At 67.2% G+C, this 16,441-nt stretch carries 19 protein-coding genes; 4 read left to right on the top strand and 15 right to left on the bottom strand.

Translation table 11 applies throughout. The features are described from left to right. Positions 1–3 precede the first annotated feature (3 nt). The 9 genes from HMPREF9710_RS23710 to HMPREF9710_RS23670 all read right to left on the bottom strand — a co-directional run bounded on the left by HMPREF9710_RS23710 (position 4) and on the right by HMPREF9710_RS23670 (position 6,767). Complete coding sequence (locus HMPREF9710_RS23710; protein ID WP_005670687.1) at positions 4–612, bottom strand: DedA family protein; 609 nt, start codon at positions 610–612, stop codon at positions 4–6. A 16-nt stretch (positions 613–628) separates the two neighbouring features. Continuing rightward, positions 629–1,108, bottom strand: a complete 480-nt coding sequence (locus HMPREF9710_RS23705) for a helix-turn-helix domain-containing protein (RefSeq protein ID WP_005670685.1) — start codon at positions 1,106–1,108, stop codon at positions 629–631. 119 nt (positions 1,109–1,227) lie between these two features. Then, entirely contained in the window at positions 1,228–1,653 is a 426-nt protein-coding gene (locus HMPREF9710_RS23700) for a Rid family hydrolase (protein WP_229409924.1), read from the bottom strand. 170 nt (positions 1,654–1,823) lie between these two features. Further along, entirely contained in the window at positions 1,824–2,456 is a 633-nt protein-coding gene (locus HMPREF9710_RS23695; protein WP_005670682.1) for a response regulator transcription factor, read from the bottom strand. Positions 2,457–2,520: 64 nt separating this feature from the next. Then, entirely contained in the window at positions 2,521–3,081 is a 561-nt protein-coding gene (locus HMPREF9710_RS23690; protein WP_005670679.1) for a TMEM175 family protein, read from the bottom strand. Further along, positions 3,078–3,770: a YoaK family protein gene (locus HMPREF9710_RS23685; RefSeq protein ID WP_040778085.1), complete on the bottom strand. Its 693-nt coding sequence runs from the start codon at positions 3,768–3,770 to the stop codon at positions 3,078–3,080. Before HMPREF9710_RS23685 ends, HMPREF9710_RS23690 begins: the two co-directional genes overlap by 4 nt. 2 nt (positions 3,771–3,772) lie before the next feature. Continuing rightward, positions 3,773–5,659, bottom strand: a complete 1,887-nt coding sequence (locus HMPREF9710_RS23680; RefSeq protein ID WP_005670673.1) for an amidohydrolase — start codon at positions 5,657–5,659, stop codon at positions 3,773–3,775. 120 nt (positions 5,660–5,779) lie between these two features. Continuing rightward, positions 5,780–6,466 (bottom strand): hydrolase, encoded by a 687-nt coding sequence (locus HMPREF9710_RS23675; protein WP_005670671.1) that lies wholly within the window; start codon positions 6,464–6,466, stop codon positions 5,780–5,782. A gap of 34 nt (positions 6,467–6,500) precedes the next feature. Then, positions 6,501–6,767, bottom strand: coding sequence for a XapX domain-containing protein (locus HMPREF9710_RS23670; protein ID WP_005670669.1), 267 nt, complete (start codon positions 6,765–6,767; stop codon positions 6,501–6,503). A 168-nt stretch (positions 6,768–6,935) separates the two neighbouring features. Between HMPREF9710_RS23670 and HMPREF9710_RS23665 the strand changes: the two genes are divergently transcribed. After that, positions 6,936–7,868, top strand: a complete 933-nt coding sequence (locus HMPREF9710_RS23665) for a LysR substrate-binding domain-containing protein (protein WP_005670667.1) — start codon at positions 6,936–6,938, stop codon at positions 7,866–7,868. Here HMPREF9710_RS23665 and HMPREF9710_RS23660 read toward each other — a convergent pair. From HMPREF9710_RS23660 to HMPREF9710_RS23650, 3 genes are all read right to left on the bottom strand, one after another. Next, positions 7,865–8,260 (bottom strand): OsmC family protein, encoded by a 396-nt coding sequence (locus HMPREF9710_RS23660; RefSeq protein ID WP_005670666.1) that lies wholly within the window; start codon positions 8,258–8,260, stop codon positions 7,865–7,867. The two genes, HMPREF9710_RS23665 and HMPREF9710_RS23660, sit on opposite strands and share 4 nt — an antisense overlap. Before the next feature lie 68 nt (positions 8,261–8,328). Then, positions 8,329–9,030 carry a pirin family protein gene (locus HMPREF9710_RS23655; RefSeq protein ID WP_005670664.1) on the bottom strand — a complete coding sequence of 234 codons (702 nt, stop codon included), beginning with the start codon at positions 9,028–9,030 and terminating at the stop codon, positions 8,329–8,331. A 589-nt stretch (positions 9,031–9,619) separates the two neighbouring features. Then, positions 9,620–9,931 carry a c-type cytochrome gene (locus HMPREF9710_RS23650; RefSeq protein WP_005670663.1) on the bottom strand — a complete coding sequence of 104 codons (312 nt, stop codon included), beginning with the start codon at positions 9,929–9,931 and terminating at the stop codon, positions 9,620–9,622. A gap of 271 nt (positions 9,932–10,202) precedes the next feature. On the opposite strand from HMPREF9710_RS23650, the gene HMPREF9710_RS23645 reads away from it, so the two are divergent. Then, entirely contained in the window at positions 10,203–12,347 is a 2,145-nt protein-coding gene (locus tag HMPREF9710_RS23645; protein ID WP_005670661.1) for a TonB-dependent receptor domain-containing protein, read from the top strand. Between the two features lie 10 nt (positions 12,348–12,357). Here HMPREF9710_RS23645 and HMPREF9710_RS23640 read toward each other — a convergent pair whose 3' ends face one another. Both HMPREF9710_RS23640 and HMPREF9710_RS23635 read right to left on the bottom strand, forming a co-directional pair. Continuing rightward, positions 12,358–12,735 (bottom strand): Rap1a/Tai family immunity protein, encoded by a 378-nt coding sequence (locus HMPREF9710_RS23640; protein ID WP_005670659.1) that lies wholly within the window; start codon positions 12,733–12,735, stop codon positions 12,358–12,360. Positions 12,736–12,802: 67 nt separating this feature from the next. Then, a complete protein-coding gene (locus HMPREF9710_RS23635) occupies positions 12,803–13,717 on the bottom strand; it encodes a LysR family transcriptional regulator (protein WP_005670656.1) in 915 nt (304 codons plus the stop codon). Between the two features lie 105 nt (positions 13,718–13,822). Here HMPREF9710_RS23635 and HMPREF9710_RS23630 point away from each other — a divergent pair, with 105 nt between their 5' ends. Further along, entirely contained in the window at positions 13,823–15,031 is a 1,209-nt protein-coding gene (locus HMPREF9710_RS23630; protein WP_005670655.1) for an MFS transporter, read from the top strand. A gap of 65 nt (positions 15,032–15,096) precedes the next feature. Continuing rightward, the gene (locus HMPREF9710_RS23625) at positions 15,097–15,630 is read left to right on the top strand and encodes an ankyrin repeat domain-containing protein (RefSeq protein ID WP_005670654.1); all 534 of its coding nucleotides are present in this window, start codon (positions 15,097–15,099) and stop codon (positions 15,628–15,630) included. Position 15,631: 1 nt separating this feature from the next. Here the strand turns inward: HMPREF9710_RS23625 and HMPREF9710_RS23620 are convergent, their stop codons facing one another. Next, entirely contained in the window at positions 15,632–16,255 is a 624-nt protein-coding gene (locus HMPREF9710_RS23620) for a PEP-CTERM sorting domain-containing protein (protein ID WP_005670653.1), read from the bottom strand. Positions 16,256–16,441: the final 186 nt, after the last annotated feature.

The raw sequence follows: 16,441 nt of genomic DNA, 5'->3' as shown, positions 1-16,441 counted from the left end.
AGATTACTGGGCCTTCGCCCGCTTCTTGAAGGTCGCGACCCGGTACAGGTACCAGCCGAGCAGGCCGATCAGGATCGCCTTCGACACTGGATCGACATACTGCGCCACCCGTTCGTACTGGCTTTCGAGCATATAGCCGGCGCCGGTCAGGATGCCGGTCCAGACCAGCGAGCCGACGGTCGAATACAGCAGGAACTGCCCCATCGGCATGCCGGCAAGGCCGGCCGGGACCGAGATCAGGGTGCGGATGGCCGGGATCAGGCGTCCGAACAGCACGACCTTGCGCCCATGTTTCTCGAATGAATCCATCGCATGCTCGATGTCGCCGTGGGTGACGGTCATCCAGCGCGCATGCTTGTCGGCGAATTTTTCCAGTCGCTCCTTGCCGTAGACCTTGCCGGCGTAATACCAGGGCAAGGCCCCGGCCACCGAGCCGGCGGTGCCGGCGATCAGCACGCCGATCACGTTCAGGTCGCCGCGCGCCGCCACGAAGCCGGCGAACGGCATGATCAGCTCGGACGGGATTGGCGGGAAGATATTTTCCAGCGCCATCAAGGCGAACACGGCCAGATAGCCGCCGCTCTGCATGAATTCGGTGATGAAATCGAACACGGGGCACTCCCACTGGTTAGGCAGTCTCCACCATATCCGCTTCGATCGTGCGCTTCTGTTCGCTTTCGTACGGATCGACGCCGACGCCCGGCCGGTGCAGGCAGCGCCAGACGTGGGGCGACAGGCCGATCACCTCGTGGAAGGTGCGGGTGAAATGCGACTGGTCGCAGAAACCATGGGCGTGGGCGATGGTCGTGAGCGGCGTGTCCGAGCTGACCATCGCCTCGCAGGCCGCCGCCAGCCGGCGCCGGATCACGTACATGCGCGGCGGCACGCCGACGCTGTGCTTGAAGGCGCGCGTGAAATGGCTGACGCTCAGGCCCAGTGTCGCCGCCAGGCTGGCCGTGCGCAGGGTGGCGCCCAGGTTGGCGTCGATGTAGTCGGTGATCCGCCTGACCTGCCAGCGCGGCAGGCCGCCGTGGCAGGGTTTGGCGGCTTGGCCCCCGGCGGCGGGCTGGAAAGAAAGGGCGACGGGGATCGATAGCGCGGTCTGCATGGTGCTCTCCATGGTGGTCGTGTTCGAGACGATCTGGGCAGAATGTTGCCGCCCGCTGGAGATGTTGCACAGACAAGATAGGGCCCCCGCCTACCCCCACTAAAGTGGGGGGGGCGGGTTCAGGCCGCGCCGGCGTCCGGGAGTACCGCTCGGAAGGTTACCTCGATCAGTTGTGGCGGCAATGCAAGGCGCGTGACGCCGATGAGGTTGCTCGCGCATTGTGGTTGGTCCATGCCGTAGAATTCTTTCCTGACCTTGCCTGCCACGGCAAAGGCAGCGGCGACGTCCAGCACGTACAGCGTTTCCTCGACGACGTCGTCGAGGGTCGCGCCAAATCGGGCCAGCAGGTCGACCGCATTGCGGTAAGGTCTGGCGCATCTGTTCTTCCATGCCGCCGAAGTCAGTTGGCCGGCCCTGGGCGTCGAGCGGCGCAGGCGCGACCAGTCGGCCGTCCTTGTCGTGCCCCAGCTGGCCGGACAGGTAGACCACGTCCTTGACCTGCACCGCCTGGCTGTAGCCGTAGATGGATTCCCATGGGACGCCATGATTGGCGGTTTTCTTGCTAAGCGTAGGGTTCTTGCTCATTCTGCGTGCTCCAGGTTCGTTATCGAAGTCGGTGTGCACACCGGGCAGTCCGGCGCCGCAACCGTCATCGATTCTGGCAAACGCAGTGCCCGGCCGTATTGCAGAAATCTGCTGTCGCGGTCAGTCCCGGTCAGATTTCGAGGAACCCGCGCTCGATGCCGATGGTCACCGCATGGGTGCGATTATTGGCGCCCAGCTTGTCCATGATGCTGCGCAGGTGGCCCTTGACCGTGTCTTCGGACAGGTTCAGGGCGGCCCCGATCTGCTTGTTGCCGTTGCCGCGGGCGATCAGCTCCAGCACCTGCAGCTCGCGCACCGTCAGGCTTTCCTGGCCCAGGTGGCGCGCCAGCTCGCCGGCGATCTCGGAGGGGATGTAACGGTGGCCGGCGGCCAGCATGCGGATCGCGTCGGTCAGTTCCTTGCGCAGGGAGCTCTTGAGCAGGTAGCCCTGGGCGCCGCTCTTGATCGCCTGCATGGCGCGGGCGTCGCCGCGGAAGGTGGTCAGGATGGCCAGGCAGGCCTGGGGGAATTCGGCGCGGATCGCGGCAATCGCATCCATGCCGTTCAGGTGCGGCATCTGCAGGTCGATCAGGGTGACGTCGGGCCGCAGCTTGCGGTAAAGCGCGACGGCCTCCAGGCCGTCGGCCGCCTCGCCCGCCACCCGCATGTCGGGCTGGCTGGAGATCACGGCCGCGATCCCCTCACGCATCAGGGGATGGTCGTCGGCGATCAGGACATCGATGGTGCGCTGTTGACTGTTCACGGTGCTCCTCTTCTTGTTCTTGGCTGGCGACGGCATCATGCCAGCGCCGCCACGCGGCGTCCAGTCAGGACTGCCCGCGTTCGATCCGGTTCGGCACCAGCCACAGCGCCGCCAGCAGCACGTGGATCACCGCCGCCAGCGGCGGGTGCCACAGCGCCACCACCACCGCCAGCGCGTACATGGCCAGCGACAGCCGGTTCTTGGCGTTCTGCCAGGTGTGGGCCTGATCCAGGCCGGCCAGCGTCCCCAGGCGCCACGACAGCAGCATGAAGGACACCGAGCACAGGAACAGCACCACGCCGTACAGGGCCACCGGCGCCGGGGCCGTCGGGTGTTCGGCCACCCAGGCGGTCACGAACGGGATCAGCGACATCCAGAACAGCAGGTGCAGGTTGGCCCACAGCGTCGCCCAGTCGACCCGTTCCACGCGCTCGAACAGCGCATGGTGGTTGACCCAGTAGATGCCGACGTAGACGAAACTCAGGGCATAGCGCAACCAGCCCGGCACGACCGCCAGCATGTCGCCGACGGCCGTGCCGTGCGGGGGCGTCAGCTCCAGCACCATGATGGTGAGGATGACGGCGATCACGCCGTCGCTGAACGCCTCCAGGCGGGTCTTGGTCATGCCGTTGCCCGAGCGCCGTCCAGGCCGGGCCGCAGCAGGTGCAGGCACAGGATCGCCACCGGCACGGTCAAGGCCACGAAGCCGGCCGCCAGGAACAGGAAGGCGCCCGCCGCGCAGCCGATCGCGAAGCCGAACAGCGGCCAGAAGAACTTGCTGCAGCGCGCCGTGGTGGCGGCGTCGCCGGCGCCGCGCAGCTGGTCGACGGTATCGATCACCAGCTGGGTCACGTTCCCGGTCATCATCGAGGTCGGCGCCAGGTGGGCCAGCAGCAGCTTGCTGGCCGCGCTGTGGGCGCCCATCGCCGCGGTGCCGAGCAGGCCGGCCGCCATGGCCAGCGCCGACATGTCGCGCGCCACCGGCTCGGACAGCATGCCGCAGGCCATGAAGCCGATCAACAGGACCAGCTGCAGCAGGTACGAGGGCCGGTGCGCATCGACGCCACGCCGCTCGCACGACGCCACCAGCAGGCGCGCCGCGGCGATGCCGAGGATGAAGGCCGGGAAGGCCAGGATCTTCAGCAGCGACGGAATGTTCGCCGGATCGGCCAGCGAAGCGCCGAGCAGCACGAAGTTGCCGGTGACGTGGGCCGTGAACAGGCCGAACAGGCCGATGAAGCCCAGGGTGTCGACATAGCCGCCGAGGAAGCCCATATTGAAGCCCTGCAGGCGCGATGGAGATGTAGTCGCCATCGTCAGAACGCAAAGCAGCTGCAACCCAGCGCGCCCCAGAAGCCGCTGAAATCGGATACCGGCATGTTCGAACGCCGCGCCGTGTCATGACTGTGGGCATGCACGCCGCATGGACCGCTGCACTGGTGCGGCAGCGCCTTCTGCTGCGCCTGCGGCTCGACCTTCCTCCAATGGCCCGGCACCTTGCTCACCGGCGACCACTCGGGCAACACCGGAATCGGCGGCGGTCCGAGGCTGGTGAATTCGGCGGCGCCGTACACGATACGGCCGCCGACCACGGTCAGCACCGATTCGATCGCCTTGATCTCTTCGGCGTCGATGCTGAAGAAGTCCCGCGACAGCACGGCCAGGTCGGCCAGCATCCCTTCGCGGATGCGCCCCTTGCGCTCCTGCTCGCTGGAGAACCAGGCGCTGCCCGCGGTCCACAGTTCCAGCGCGACCTGGCGCGGCAGGTGGCCGGCGCTGCCGTACAGCGGCAGGCCGCCGACGGTGCGTCCGGTCACCAGCCAGTACAGCGAGGTCCACGGGTTGTAGCTGGCCACGCGGGTGGCGTCGGTGCCGGCGCCGACCGGCACGCCGGTTTCCAGCATCTTCTTCACCGGCGGCGTCGCCTTGGCGGCGTCGGCGCCGTAACGGTCGACGAAATACTCGCCCTGGAACGCCATGCGGTGCTGGATCGCGATGCCGCCGCCGAGCGCGGCGACGCGGTCGATATTGCGCTGGGTGATGGTCTCGCAGTGGTCGAACATCCAGTGCAGGCCGTCGAACGGGATGTCGCGGTTGACCTTCTCGAACACGTCGAGCATGCGCGAGATCGATTCGTCATAGGTGGCATGCAGGCGGAACGGCCAGCGCTGGGCCACCAGGTGGCGCACCACGCGTTCCAGCTCGTCTTCCATGCCGGGATCGAGGTCGGGCCGCGGCTCCAGGAAATCCTCGAAGTCGGCCGCCGAGAACACCAGCATCTCGCCGGCGCCGTTGTGGCGGTAGTAGTCGCTGCCCTGCCCCGGCGTCACCATGCCGGTCCAGCGCTGGAAGTCTTCCAGTTCCTGGCCCTTGTTCTGGGTGAACAGGTTGTAGGCGATGCGGATGGTGAGCTGGCCGGCCTTGTCGAGTTCCTCGATGACGGCGTAGTCTTCGGGGTAGTTCTGGAAGCCGCCGCCGGCGTCGATCGCGCTGGTCAGGCCCAGGCGGTTCAGTTCGCGCATGAACTGACGGGTCGAGTTCAGCTGCAGGTCATAGGGCAGCTTGGGGCCCTTGGCCAGGGTGGCGTACAGGATCATCGCATTCGGACGCGCGATCAACATGCCGGTCGGGTTGCCGGCGCCATCGCGCACGATTTCGCCGCCCGGGGGATTCGGCGTGTCTTTCGTATAGCCGACCGCGCGCAGGGCCGCGCGATTGAGCAAGGCGCGATCGTACAGGTGCAGGATGAACACCGGCGTATCCGGCGCGGCGGCGTTGATTTCGTCGAGAGTCGGCATGCGGCGCTCGGCGAACTGGAATTCGTTCCAGCCGCCCACCACCCTTACCCATTGCGGATGCGGCGTGCGGTCGGCCTGTTCCTTCAGCATGCGCAGGGCGTCAGCCAGCGACGGCACGCCTTCCCAGCGCAGTTCGAGGTTGTAGTTGAGCCCCCCGCGGATCAGGTGCAGGTGCGAGTCGTTCAGGCCGGGCACCACGGTGCGGCCATTGAGGTCGATCACCTGGCTGCCGTCGCGGCGGTGGCGCATCACGTAGCCGGTGTCGCCCACGGCCAGGAAGCGGCCGTCCTGGATGGCGACCGCGCTGGCCTGGGGCTGTTCGCGGTCGATCGTGTTGAAGCAACCGTTGATCAGGATGAGCGGCGGGGTCGATTGCGCGCCCGCGCTGGACTGTGCTTGGTTCATGCGTGTACTCCAAATGTCGCCGGGCGCGACGCGTCCGGCGGGTTTGCGGCAACCGCCGCGCGCTTTGGAGGGCGTGCGGCGGCGAGAACTTCTATGCTTGCGGGCCGATCAACGGGCCGATCAACGGGCCGGGACGGGCGCCAGCACCTCGTGCGTGCCCTGGGCGCGCGCCGGCGCCTTGTGCACCATGGTGTAGGCGTAGTCGACGCCCATGCCGTAGGCGCCGGAGTGCTCGGTGACGATCTTCATCACCGCGTTGTAGGTGTCGCGGTGGGCCCAGTCGCGCTGCCACTCGAGCAGCACCTGCTGCCAGGTCACCGGCACCACGCCGGCCTGCACCATGCGCAGCATGGCCATGTCGTGGGCTTCCTTGCTGGTGCCGCCCGAGGCGTCCGACACCATGTAGATCTCGTACTCGCCTTCGAGCATCGCGCACAGGGCGAAGGTGGTGTTGCACACTTCGGTCCACAGGCCGGCCACGATGACCTTCTTGCGGCCGCTGGCCTCGAGCGCGTCGCGCACCTTCTGGTCGTCCCACGAATTCATCGAGGTGCGCTCCAGGATCTGGTGGCCCGGGAACACGTCCAGCAGCTCGGGATAGGTGTTGCCGGAGAACGATTCGGTTTCGACGGTGGTGATCGTGGTCGGGATGTCGAACACCTTGGCCGCCTTGGCCAGGCCGACGACGTTGTTCTTCAGGGTCTGGCGGTCGATCGACTGCACGCCGAACGCCATCTGCGGCTGATGGTCGATGATGATCAGCTGCGAATTCTGCGGGGTCAGGACTTCGAGTTTTGGACTGCTCATGATGTTCTCCTTGTTGGTGATGAAACTTGACGGATCAGCCCTGGCGCCGGCCGTCATCGACGCCAGGCTCCGGCGCCTTGGCGGCGACGCCGGTGATCTTGGGCTTGCATTCGCTGGCGAACCAGCTGGCGGTGACCGGCGCGCCGTCCATCAGGCGCTTGGCCACCGGGACGATCTGTTCGCCGATCAGCATGCCCAGCAGGCCGACCAGCGCGATGGCGGGCGGCGCCGGCGAGCGTACGTTGATCAGGCCGTACAACAGGCCGGCCAGGATGCCGGCGCCCAGTGAAATCAGATACATGTTCAGCTCCTAGTCGCGGGTGACGCCGCACCGGCGCCCATTCATTCCAGTATCGTTAGACCATCGCCGCGGCGATAGAATCAGATTGCTATTTTCAGCAGCCGGGGGCTTGGTGCGGAGCGGGCCTTGGCGCTACCATGGCGCCATCACGCACCATGGGACAGACAATTGCTCAAGCTCAGCCTCGACGCCCTCCAGATCATCGAAACCATCGCCCGCCGCGGTTCCTTCGCCGGGGCCGCGAAAGAACTGTTTCGCGTGCCATCGACCATCTCCTACACCGTTTCCAAGCTCGAGGACGACCTGGGCGTGCGCCTGTTCGACCGCTTCGGCCCCAAGGTGACGCTCACCCCCGCCGGCCAGGAACTGCTCAAGGAGGGCCGCTACCTGCTGCGCGCCGCCGGCGACCTCGAATCGCGGGTGCGGCGCGTGGCCTCGGGCTGGGAGACCGAGATCGCCCTGGGCATGGATTCGGTGTTATCGAGCGGCGCCCTGCAGCCGGACATCGAAGCCTTCTATGGCGTGGCCGACCAGACCCGGCTGCGCATCGTGCGCGAGTCGCTGTCGGGCACCTGGGACGCGCTGCTCGACCGCCGCGTCGACCTGCTGGTGGGCGCCGCCGGCGAGGGCCCGTCGGGCGGCGGCTATACCGCCGAACCGCTCGGCACCAGCGCCTTCGTGTTCACCGTCGCCCCGCACCATCCGCTGGCGCGGCTCGCGCATCCGCTCGACAAGACCGACCTGCTGCCCTACCGGGCGATCTCGGTCTCGGACTCGGCGCGCGTGCTCGGCGCGCGCACCGTCGGCCTGCTGTTCGGGCAGGAGACGCTGGCGGTGCCCGATATGCGCACCAAGTACGAGTTCCAGGTCCAGGGCCTCGGCTTCGGCTTCCTGCCCGAGGCATGGGCGCGACCGGCCATCGACCAGGGATTGCTGGTCGAAAAACAGGTGGTGGAACCGAAGGCCGACGAGACCTTCTATCTCGCCTGGCGCAGCGGCGAGGATGGCGCCGCGCTCAAGTGGTGGATCGAGCGCATGCGGACCGGCGCGACGTTCGCCCGCATGCTGCCCGATCCCTGCGCGGGGCCCGCAGGGGCTTAGTTTGCCGCTTGAACGGCGTCGGTGTGGATGTGGATCGTGCCGGACAGGGTCTTGTGGACCGGGCACTTGTTGGCGATGTCGAGCAGGCGCGCGCGTTCGTCCGCGCTCAGCTGGCCGACGAATTCGATATGGCGGCGCAGCTCGTAGGCGCCGTCCTGCTGGCCATGGTCGATGGCGACCCGCACGTCGTCGAGCTGCATGCCCTTGCGTTTGGCATACATCGTCACGGTCAGCGCGGTGCAGGCGGCCAGGGAGGCGGCCAGGAGATCGTGCGGCTCGGGACCGCTGGCGTCGCCGCCGAAGGCTTCGGGAGCGTCGGCGATTAGCTCGTGCTTGCCGATCCGGATCCTGTATTGCAGCTTGTCGTTGCCGCGGGTGGTCGTCACTTGCATGGTGGTCTCCTGTTATCGTGGTGTTCCAGGCGCCGCCCCGCTGGCGGAGCGGCGTATGACGCGGCTGCTTATTGCGGCAGGTCGAACAATAATACTTCGGCGCCGGCGGCCTGGGCCAGGGTCACGGCCTCTTCACCAGTCACCTTCAGCGCGTCGCCGCCTTCCAGGGCGATGCCATTGACCGTCACCTGGCCGCGCACCACGTGGACATAGGCCTGGCGGCCGGCGCCCAGGGCATGCTCCACTTGATCGTCGCCATCGAGGATGGTCGCATACAGGGCGGCATCCTGGCGGATCGAGACCGAGCCTTCGCGGCCGTCGGGCGATCCGATCAGGCGCAGCTTGCCGGTCTTGTCAGCGGTGTCGAAGTGCTTCTCTTCGTAGCGCGGCTCGGCGCCGCCCACGTTCGGCATGATCCAGATCTGCAGGAAGTGCACGCCCTCGGTCTTCGAGTGGTTGTACTCGCTGTGCACCACGCCCGAGCCCGCGCTCATGATCTGCACGTCGCCGTAGCGCAGCACCGAACCGTTGCCCATGCTGTCCTTGTGTTCCAGCGCGCCGTCGAGCACATAGGAGATGATCTCCATGTCGCGGTGGCCGTGCGAATCGAAACCGCGGCCGGGCTGCACCTTGTCCTCGTTGATCACGCGCAGCGGACCGAAGCCCATGTGCTTGGGATCGTGGTAGTGGCCGAAGGAGAAGGTGTGCTTCGAGTCCAGCCAGCCAAAGCTTGCGCCGCCGCGTTCATTGCTTTTACGTACGTTCAACATGGTGTCATCCTTTCGTGGTGGTGATCATCGATCCACTCGATCGCCAGGGCGGGGAATCCGCCGGCCGATACGTCTTGTGTTCGATGCGATGGAGTCATTATGCTCGCGCCACGAGGACTTGAAAAACGGATAATTTCACAGCCTTTCATCGAAATTTTCGAACATAGTTAAGAGACCCGGTGGGCGGCCACCACACCGCCACCCACCGGGCGCCGGGCGCCGGCCGGTTAGAACTTCAGGCTGGCGCGCGCATGGTAACAGCCGCCATTTATGCCAATGGGAAAGAACGCCAGGTACCTTGGCCGCGAGCAGGTCGCCGAATGCCAGCGGGTCGGACGGTGTGCCCGCGCCCGGCACCAGGCGGGCGCCCGGACTGGTTGCGTAGCCGCGCCCGCTGCGGCCTTTGCAGGCCAGGTCGCACGCGCGGAGGGCGCCTTCGCGCGCCAGTTAGTCGAGCAGCATCTGGTCCTCGCTGCTCAGCCGAACGTCGAGCTGGCGCGACTGGACCGAGTTGGCCAGCAATTCGGCGACGTGGCCGCGCATGTCGGGCTTGATCTGCGCCTCGCGCAGACGCCGCGAACAGCGCCCGTCATTTCTGCGCCAGGATCCACTTGGCCAGCGTCTTTGCCTCGGCATCGCTGACCTGCGGGTTGGCCGGCATCGGAATCGGGCCCCAGGTGCCGCTGCTGCCCTTCTGGATCTTCAGCGCCAGGCGCGCTTCGGCTCCGGCATCCTTCGCGTACTTGGCGGCGACGTCCTTGTACGAAGGGCCGACGAGCTTGCTCGCGACGGTGTGGCAGGCCATGCAGGCCTTGGCCTTGGCCAGGTCGGCGCTGGCGTGGGCCGAAGGGATGGCGGCGGCGGCGGCAAGGCTCGCGGCCAGGATCATGGTCTTCTTCATGTGTACTCCTCGATGGGCTGTAATGACAATGGGGCGCTGTGGCCGGGGACCGACAGCCTCGTCCCTGGCGCACCCGGCATGATAGCCGACAACAGGTCTTCATTGCGACCACCGGCAGAGATAGCCCTATCTGACTCCCTCATCCATCCGGCATGGTTACAAATAAGAATGGGAATGATTCGTATTTGTGTTTAGAATGTTGCCGGCCTGACCTCTTTACATATCTTTACACCTGTAAAGACACGCTCTTAACTACAACTACGGATAAATGATGCCTACCCCAACCCTTCACGCCCCGCTGCTGCGCCGTTCGCTCCTGAGCCTCGCCATCGGCGCCCTGCCCTTCGCCGCGCATGCCAATGCGGTCCCGGCCGACATGGCGACCGTCGTCGTCTCGGCCTCGGGCTTCGAGCAGACCATCCGCGAAGCGCCGGCCTCGATCACCGTGCTGACCCGCGAACAGCTCGAGAAGGAACGCTTCGGCAACCTGGCCCAGGCCCTGGAGAGCGTGGAAGGCATCGACGTCGCCGCCGCCGGCGACAAGACCGGCGGCTTGAACATCAGCGTGCGCGGCATGCCGAGCGACTACACCCTGATCCTGATCGACGGCCGGCGCCAGAACGCCGCCGGCAACGTGACCCCGAATGGCTTCGGCGGCACCTCGACCAGCTTCATGCCGCCGGTCAGCGCGATCGAACGCATCGAGATCATCCGCGGCCCGATGTCGACCCTGTACGGCTCGGATGCGATGGGCGGCGTCATCAATATCATCACGCGCAAGGTCGGCAAGCAATGGGGCGGCACGGTGTCGGCCGACTACACCCTGCAGGAGGAATCCAGGTTCGGCGACGTCAAGGGCGCCAAGTTCTACCTCAACGGTCCGATCGCCAGCGACGTGCTGGGCCTGGCGCTGCGCGGCAGCGTTCTGCGCCGCAACGAAGCGACGCTCAGCTACGACAACCAGAACGGCGAAGTGAACCTGAACATGGGTTCCAACCCGGTCAAGGCCGAGGTGGACAACGTCGGCGCGCGCCTGGCGTTCACGCCCAACCGTTACCACGAATTCACCCTGGACGCCGACCGCACCCGCCAGACCTACGACAATTCGCGCGGCCAGGTCGGCACCCAGAGCGTGCAAGGCGGCTACGGCCCCGAACAGAAGTACAACCGCGACCAGGCCACCCTGGCCTACAAGGCGCGCCTGCCGTTCGGCACCTGGGACAGCAGCTATATGGTCAACCAGACCGAAACCATCGGCCGCACCATCCCGCCCGGCACCCCGGGCATGGTGGCGGGCAGCGCGCGCACGCTGGAAGTCGAAAGCAAGGTGTTCGACACCAAGCTGATGGTCCCGTGGGGAAATCACCTGACCACCATCGGAGCCCAGCACTGGGATGCCGAGATGATCGACGGCGTCGCGCCCGAAGCATTCGCTTTCACCCAAAAAGCGCTGTTCCTCGAAGACGAATGGCGCTTCCATGAGCGCCTGGCCCTGACCCTCGGCGCGCGCTACGACGACCACAGCATCTTCGGCGGCCAGACCAGTCCGCGCGCCTACCTGGTGTGGACGACGTCGCCGCGCTGGACCTTCAAGGGCGGCATCAGCAAGGGCTACAAGACGCCGCGCGTCGAACAGCTCTCGCCCGGCATCAACGGCTTCGGCGGCCAGGGCACGATTCCGCTGGTCGGCAGCCCGAACCTGAAACCCGAGACCAGCGTGACCACCGAACTGGGCGCCTACTTCGACAACGGCGCCGGCTGGACCGCCAACGCGACCGTGTTCAACAACGAGTTCGAGGACAAGATCACCAGCGGCACCGGCCTGCTGAACTGCTCCTACCGCCTGGCGCCCAACCGCCCGGGTTGCGTCAGCTTCGGCAACTGGCCGAACGTCGACGCCTTCGGCCAGTCGATCAACGTCGACGAGGCGGTGACCCGCGGCGTTGAGCTGGCCACCCGCTTCCCCATCGCCGCCGGCTGGGCCGCGAGCGCGAACTACACCTATACCGAGAGCGAGCAGAAAAGCGGCGCCAGCGCCGGCAAGCCGCTGTCCGACACGCCCGAACACGCGTTCAATGCGCGCCTGACCTGGGATATCACGCCGGGCTGGAACACGTGGCTGCGCGCCGAGTACCGCAGCGAGCGCTATCGCGATCCGGGCACCTCGGCCGCCAGCCGCGCCGCCAAGGCGACGCTGGGCGACTACAAGGCCTACGGCATGCTGCACCTGGGCACCGCCTACCAGCTCAGCCCGGCCATCTCGATCAATGCCGCGATCTACAACCTGCTCGCCAAGGACTTCGTCGACTACCGTCCTTACCAGTCGTCGCCGACCGCGGCGCCGACCTACAGCAGCGTGTATGTCAACAATATGGATGGCCGGCGCCTGTGGGTGTCGATGAACGTCGACTTCTGACGCACACCGGTCAGCGCTTCTTCTTGCCCGGCTTCGGGCAGGGGAAGCGCCGGCGCAGCTCGGCCAGCACCAGCGGCGCCGCGTTCTCTTTGAGTTCGGCCGGTTTGCGCGTCGCCTTCAGGCGGCGCACCACGGCCAGGTTCAGTTCGTCGGGCAGCACGGGCCGCGCCAGGCACCATTCGCGGCCGTGGGCGCCGTCCTTGATGCCATTGAGGTAGGCCTCGACCTTCTCGCGGTTGATATAGTCGAGCTGGGTCTTCGGTTCCTTGAGCCGGTGCTCGACCACTTCCTGGCCGCTCATCGCATTGAATGGGTAGACGTAGGGAATCGATGCCTGCGCCCACAAGGGAAGGCAGGCCGCGATCCCGATCCAGGCGCACGGTGTCATTGCCGCTCCTGACGAATATTCGGCCTTCCATCGTGCTGCGCCGCTCGCTGCCGCCGCTTGCGGACCCTCAATCGTGCGCCAGCCGCAGGTCGGGGTCGGCCGCGAACACCCCCGCCAGCCAGTCGGCGAAGGCGCGCAGGCGCGGATTAGCGATGCGCCCCTGCGGATACAGCAGCGACACCGGCATCGGCGTCGGCGGCACGCCCGGCAACACCTCGACCAGCCGGTCCGCATGCGCGCGCAGCTGGTAACGCGCCAGCTGGGTCAGCCCCAGGCCCTGCAGGGCGAGAATCAGGTTGGCGTCGGCGTCGTTGATGGCGATTCCCCCTTTCACGGCGACCTTGCGCAGCCCATCCGCTTCCTGGAATTCCCACTCGAAGGCGCGCCCGGTGCGGCCCGAGAAGTGAACGATGCCCTCGTGCCCCGCCAGCTCGTCGAGCGAGGCCGGCACGCCGCGCCGCGCCAGGTAGTCGGGCGTGGCCGCGACGGCGAAGCGCATCAGGCCGATGCGGCGCGCCACCAGGCTGGAATCCTGCAGCTCGCCCACCCGCAGCGCGCAGTCGATGCCTTCGCCGGTCAGGTCGACCAGGCGGTCGCCCATGCCGATGGAGAGGTCGATGCCGGGCCAGGCGCGGCGGAACTCGGCGATGCGCGGCAGCACGATGGCGCGGCCCAGTGCGCCCGGCAGGTCGATCCGCAGCCGTCCCTGCATGCGGCGCCCGTCGACGCCCAGGAAATCGGCTTCCGCCGTCTCGATCGCGGCCAGGATCGCGGCGCATTGTTCATAGTAGCGCTCACCGTCCTGCGTGAGCGACAGCCGGCGCGTGGTGCGCTGCAGGAGCTGGGCGCCGAGGTGACGCTCGAGGTTCTGCATGGTCGTCGTCAGCGAGGCGCGCGGCAGGTTGAGCGATTCGGCGGCCTTCGTGAAGCTGTTCGCCTCGACGATCCGCACGAAGGTCTGCATCGCCTTCACCTTGTCCATGATTGTTCACATTATATGAATTGTATGTGGGCATTATGCACTAATTATCTTTGCCTCACGACTGCCTAGAATGGAATCGTTCAGAACCCCAACCCGGAGCACACCATGAGAACAAGCACCCAGACACAGATATCGAGCCGCATGACGCTGCTGCTGGCCGCCGCCGCCGGCATCATCGTCGCCAACCTGTATTACGCCCAGCCGCTGGTCGGCCCGATCGCGGCCGCCCTCGGCATGCCTCCGGGCGCCACCGGCCTGGTGGTCACCCTCACCCAGATCGGCTACTGCCTCGGCCTGCTGTTCATCGTGCCGCTGGGCGACCTGCTCGAGAACCGGCGCCTGATCGTGAGCGGCCTGGTCGCCACCGGCGCCGCGCTGGCGCTGGCCGCGAACGCCGGCACGGCCTGGCAGTTCCTGCTGGCGGCCCTGGCGATCGGGCTGGGCGCCGTGGTGGCCCAGGTGCTGGTGCCGTTCGCGGCCCACCTGGCGCCGGAAGCGACGCGCGGCCAGACCGTCGGCAAGGTGGTCAGCGGGCTGCTGCTGGGGATCATGGTGGCGCGTCCGGTGGCCAGCGTGCTGGCCGGTTTCGGCGGCTGGCAGGCCGTGTTCGGGATCGCCGCGGCGCTGGTGCTGCTGCTGGCCGTGGTGCTGCACTTCAAGCTGCCGCAGCGCCGGCCGGCCGCCACCCAGCGCTACGGCGCGCTGATCGCCTCGCTGTGGCCGGTGCTGGCCAACACCCCGGTCCTGCGGCGCCGGGCGCTGTACCACGCCGGCCTGTTCGGCGCCTTCAGCCTGTTCTGGACCGTGGCGCCGCAAGCCTTGTCCGGCCCCGACTTCGGCCTGAGCCAGAACGGGATCGCGCTGTTCGCCCTGGTCGGCATGGCCGGCGCGGTGGCCTCGCCGATCGCCGGCCGCCTGGCCGATGCCGGCCATACCCTGGGCGCGACCGCGATCGCGCTGGCGGTCGGCGCGCTGAGCTTCCTGCTGCCATTGTTCGCCCCCCATTCGAAGCCGCTGGCGCTCGGCCTGCTGGCCGTGGCCGCCATCGTGCTCGACGCCGCGGTCGCCGCCAACCTGGTGCTGGGCCAGCGCGCGCTGTTCGCCCTCGGCGCCGAGATCCGCAGCCGCCTGAACGGCCTGTACTTCGCCCTGTTCTTCGCCGGCGGCGCGCTCGGTTCGGCGCTCGGCGGCTGGGTCTATGCCCAGTATGGCTGGCATGCGGCGCTGGTGACCGGCATGCTGCTGCCGGCGCTGGCCCTGCCGGCCTGGCTGTGGGAAGCGGCCGAGCACACGGCCAGCCGCCAGCAAGCCTGAAGCGCGCCTGCGTGTCGCAGCCGGATGTGATTTAATCAAGCATCGCACCGACACCAGGAACATGCATGCAAGCCAATGACACCACCCCGCCGGCCGCGCCGGCGGAACTCGATGAAGCCACCCTCGAATGGGTGCGCAAGGTATTCCAGCACGCCCGCGCCGGCGAAGCCGAATCGCTCGGCGCCCTGCTGGCCCAGGGCCTGCCGCCCAATCTGCGCAACGAACGCGGCGACAGCCTCCTGATGCTGGCCTGCTACCACGGCCACCACGACGCCGCGCGCGTGCTGCTGGAGCACGGCGCCGATCCGCAACTCATGAACGACGCTTCCCAGACCCCGCTGCATGGCGCCGCCTTCAAGGGCGACCTGGCGGTGACGAAGCTGCTGCTGGACCACGGCGCCATCGCCGACCATGCGGGACCGTCCGGCAAGACCGCGCTGATGTTCGCCGCGATGTTCAACCGGGTCGAGATCGCCCGCCTGCTGATGGAGCGCGGCGCCGACCCGTCACGGCGCGATGCCGACGGCGTCAGCGCCTTCGACGCGGCGCAGCGCATGGGCGCGGCCGACACCGCGGCGCTGCTGGCGCCGACAGCCTGAGTCAGCGCCCTGGCCGCCGGCGCAGGGTGAGCCAGGCCGCGGCCAGGCCCAGGCCGGCGAGCAGCACGCTGGACGGCTCGGGCACCTCGCCCTCGAGCGGCTCGCCCACCAGCAGGCCGGTGGAGCCCGAGCAGGCCGGTCTTTCGTAGGCGCAGCCGAACGGCTCGTCGCTGTGCGCGTTCAGCACCGTGAACAGGCTGCCCGTGCTGCCCAGCGTGAAGTGCGAATTGCCGTCGGTGGCGAAGATCTCGCCGCTGAGCACGCCGCCAGGCAGGAAGGTCACGTCCAGCCTGATCTTGTCATAGTAGTGCTGCGGCAGCTGGCGGTAGCCGTAGTCGATGTAGTTGTGCCGGTAATCGCCCGAGAACGGCTCTTCGTACCAGTAGCGCAGCGACAGCAGGCTGTCCTGGGGATCCAGGCACGGCCCGTCCAGGTCGCACATATTGGTGAAATCGAGGTAGAGGCTGCCCTGCGCGACCGCCGCATCGGAAAACACCAGCTCAAAGTTCAGGCCGGGCGGCATCGACTCGGATGCCTCGACCTGCTGCCAGGAATAGGTCACGGCGGCCTGCGCCGGCTGGGCCAGCAGTGCGGCCGCGAACAGCAACGGGGTGATACGCAACATCGACATGCTCCTCATGGTTACTCACCATGAATGAGCAAGAACCGGGCCTGTGACCTTCGCGGCGGCAACTCCTTGATTTGACGAAAGATTTTTCGCCGATTGTCAATACGGAAGCAGCGAGTGTTAAATATCTCGACAGCTCATCCGTTCGGACCAGGTCCGAAGCGTGGCCGCGGGCGAGGCCCT

The sequence above is a fragment of the Massilia timonae CCUG 45783 genome, assembly GCF_000315425.1.
Taxonomy (GTDB): domain Bacteria; phylum Pseudomonadota; class Gammaproteobacteria; order Burkholderiales; family Burkholderiaceae_D; genus Telluria; species Telluria timonae.
This window is presented reverse-complemented; position numbering and strand designations above follow the sequence as displayed.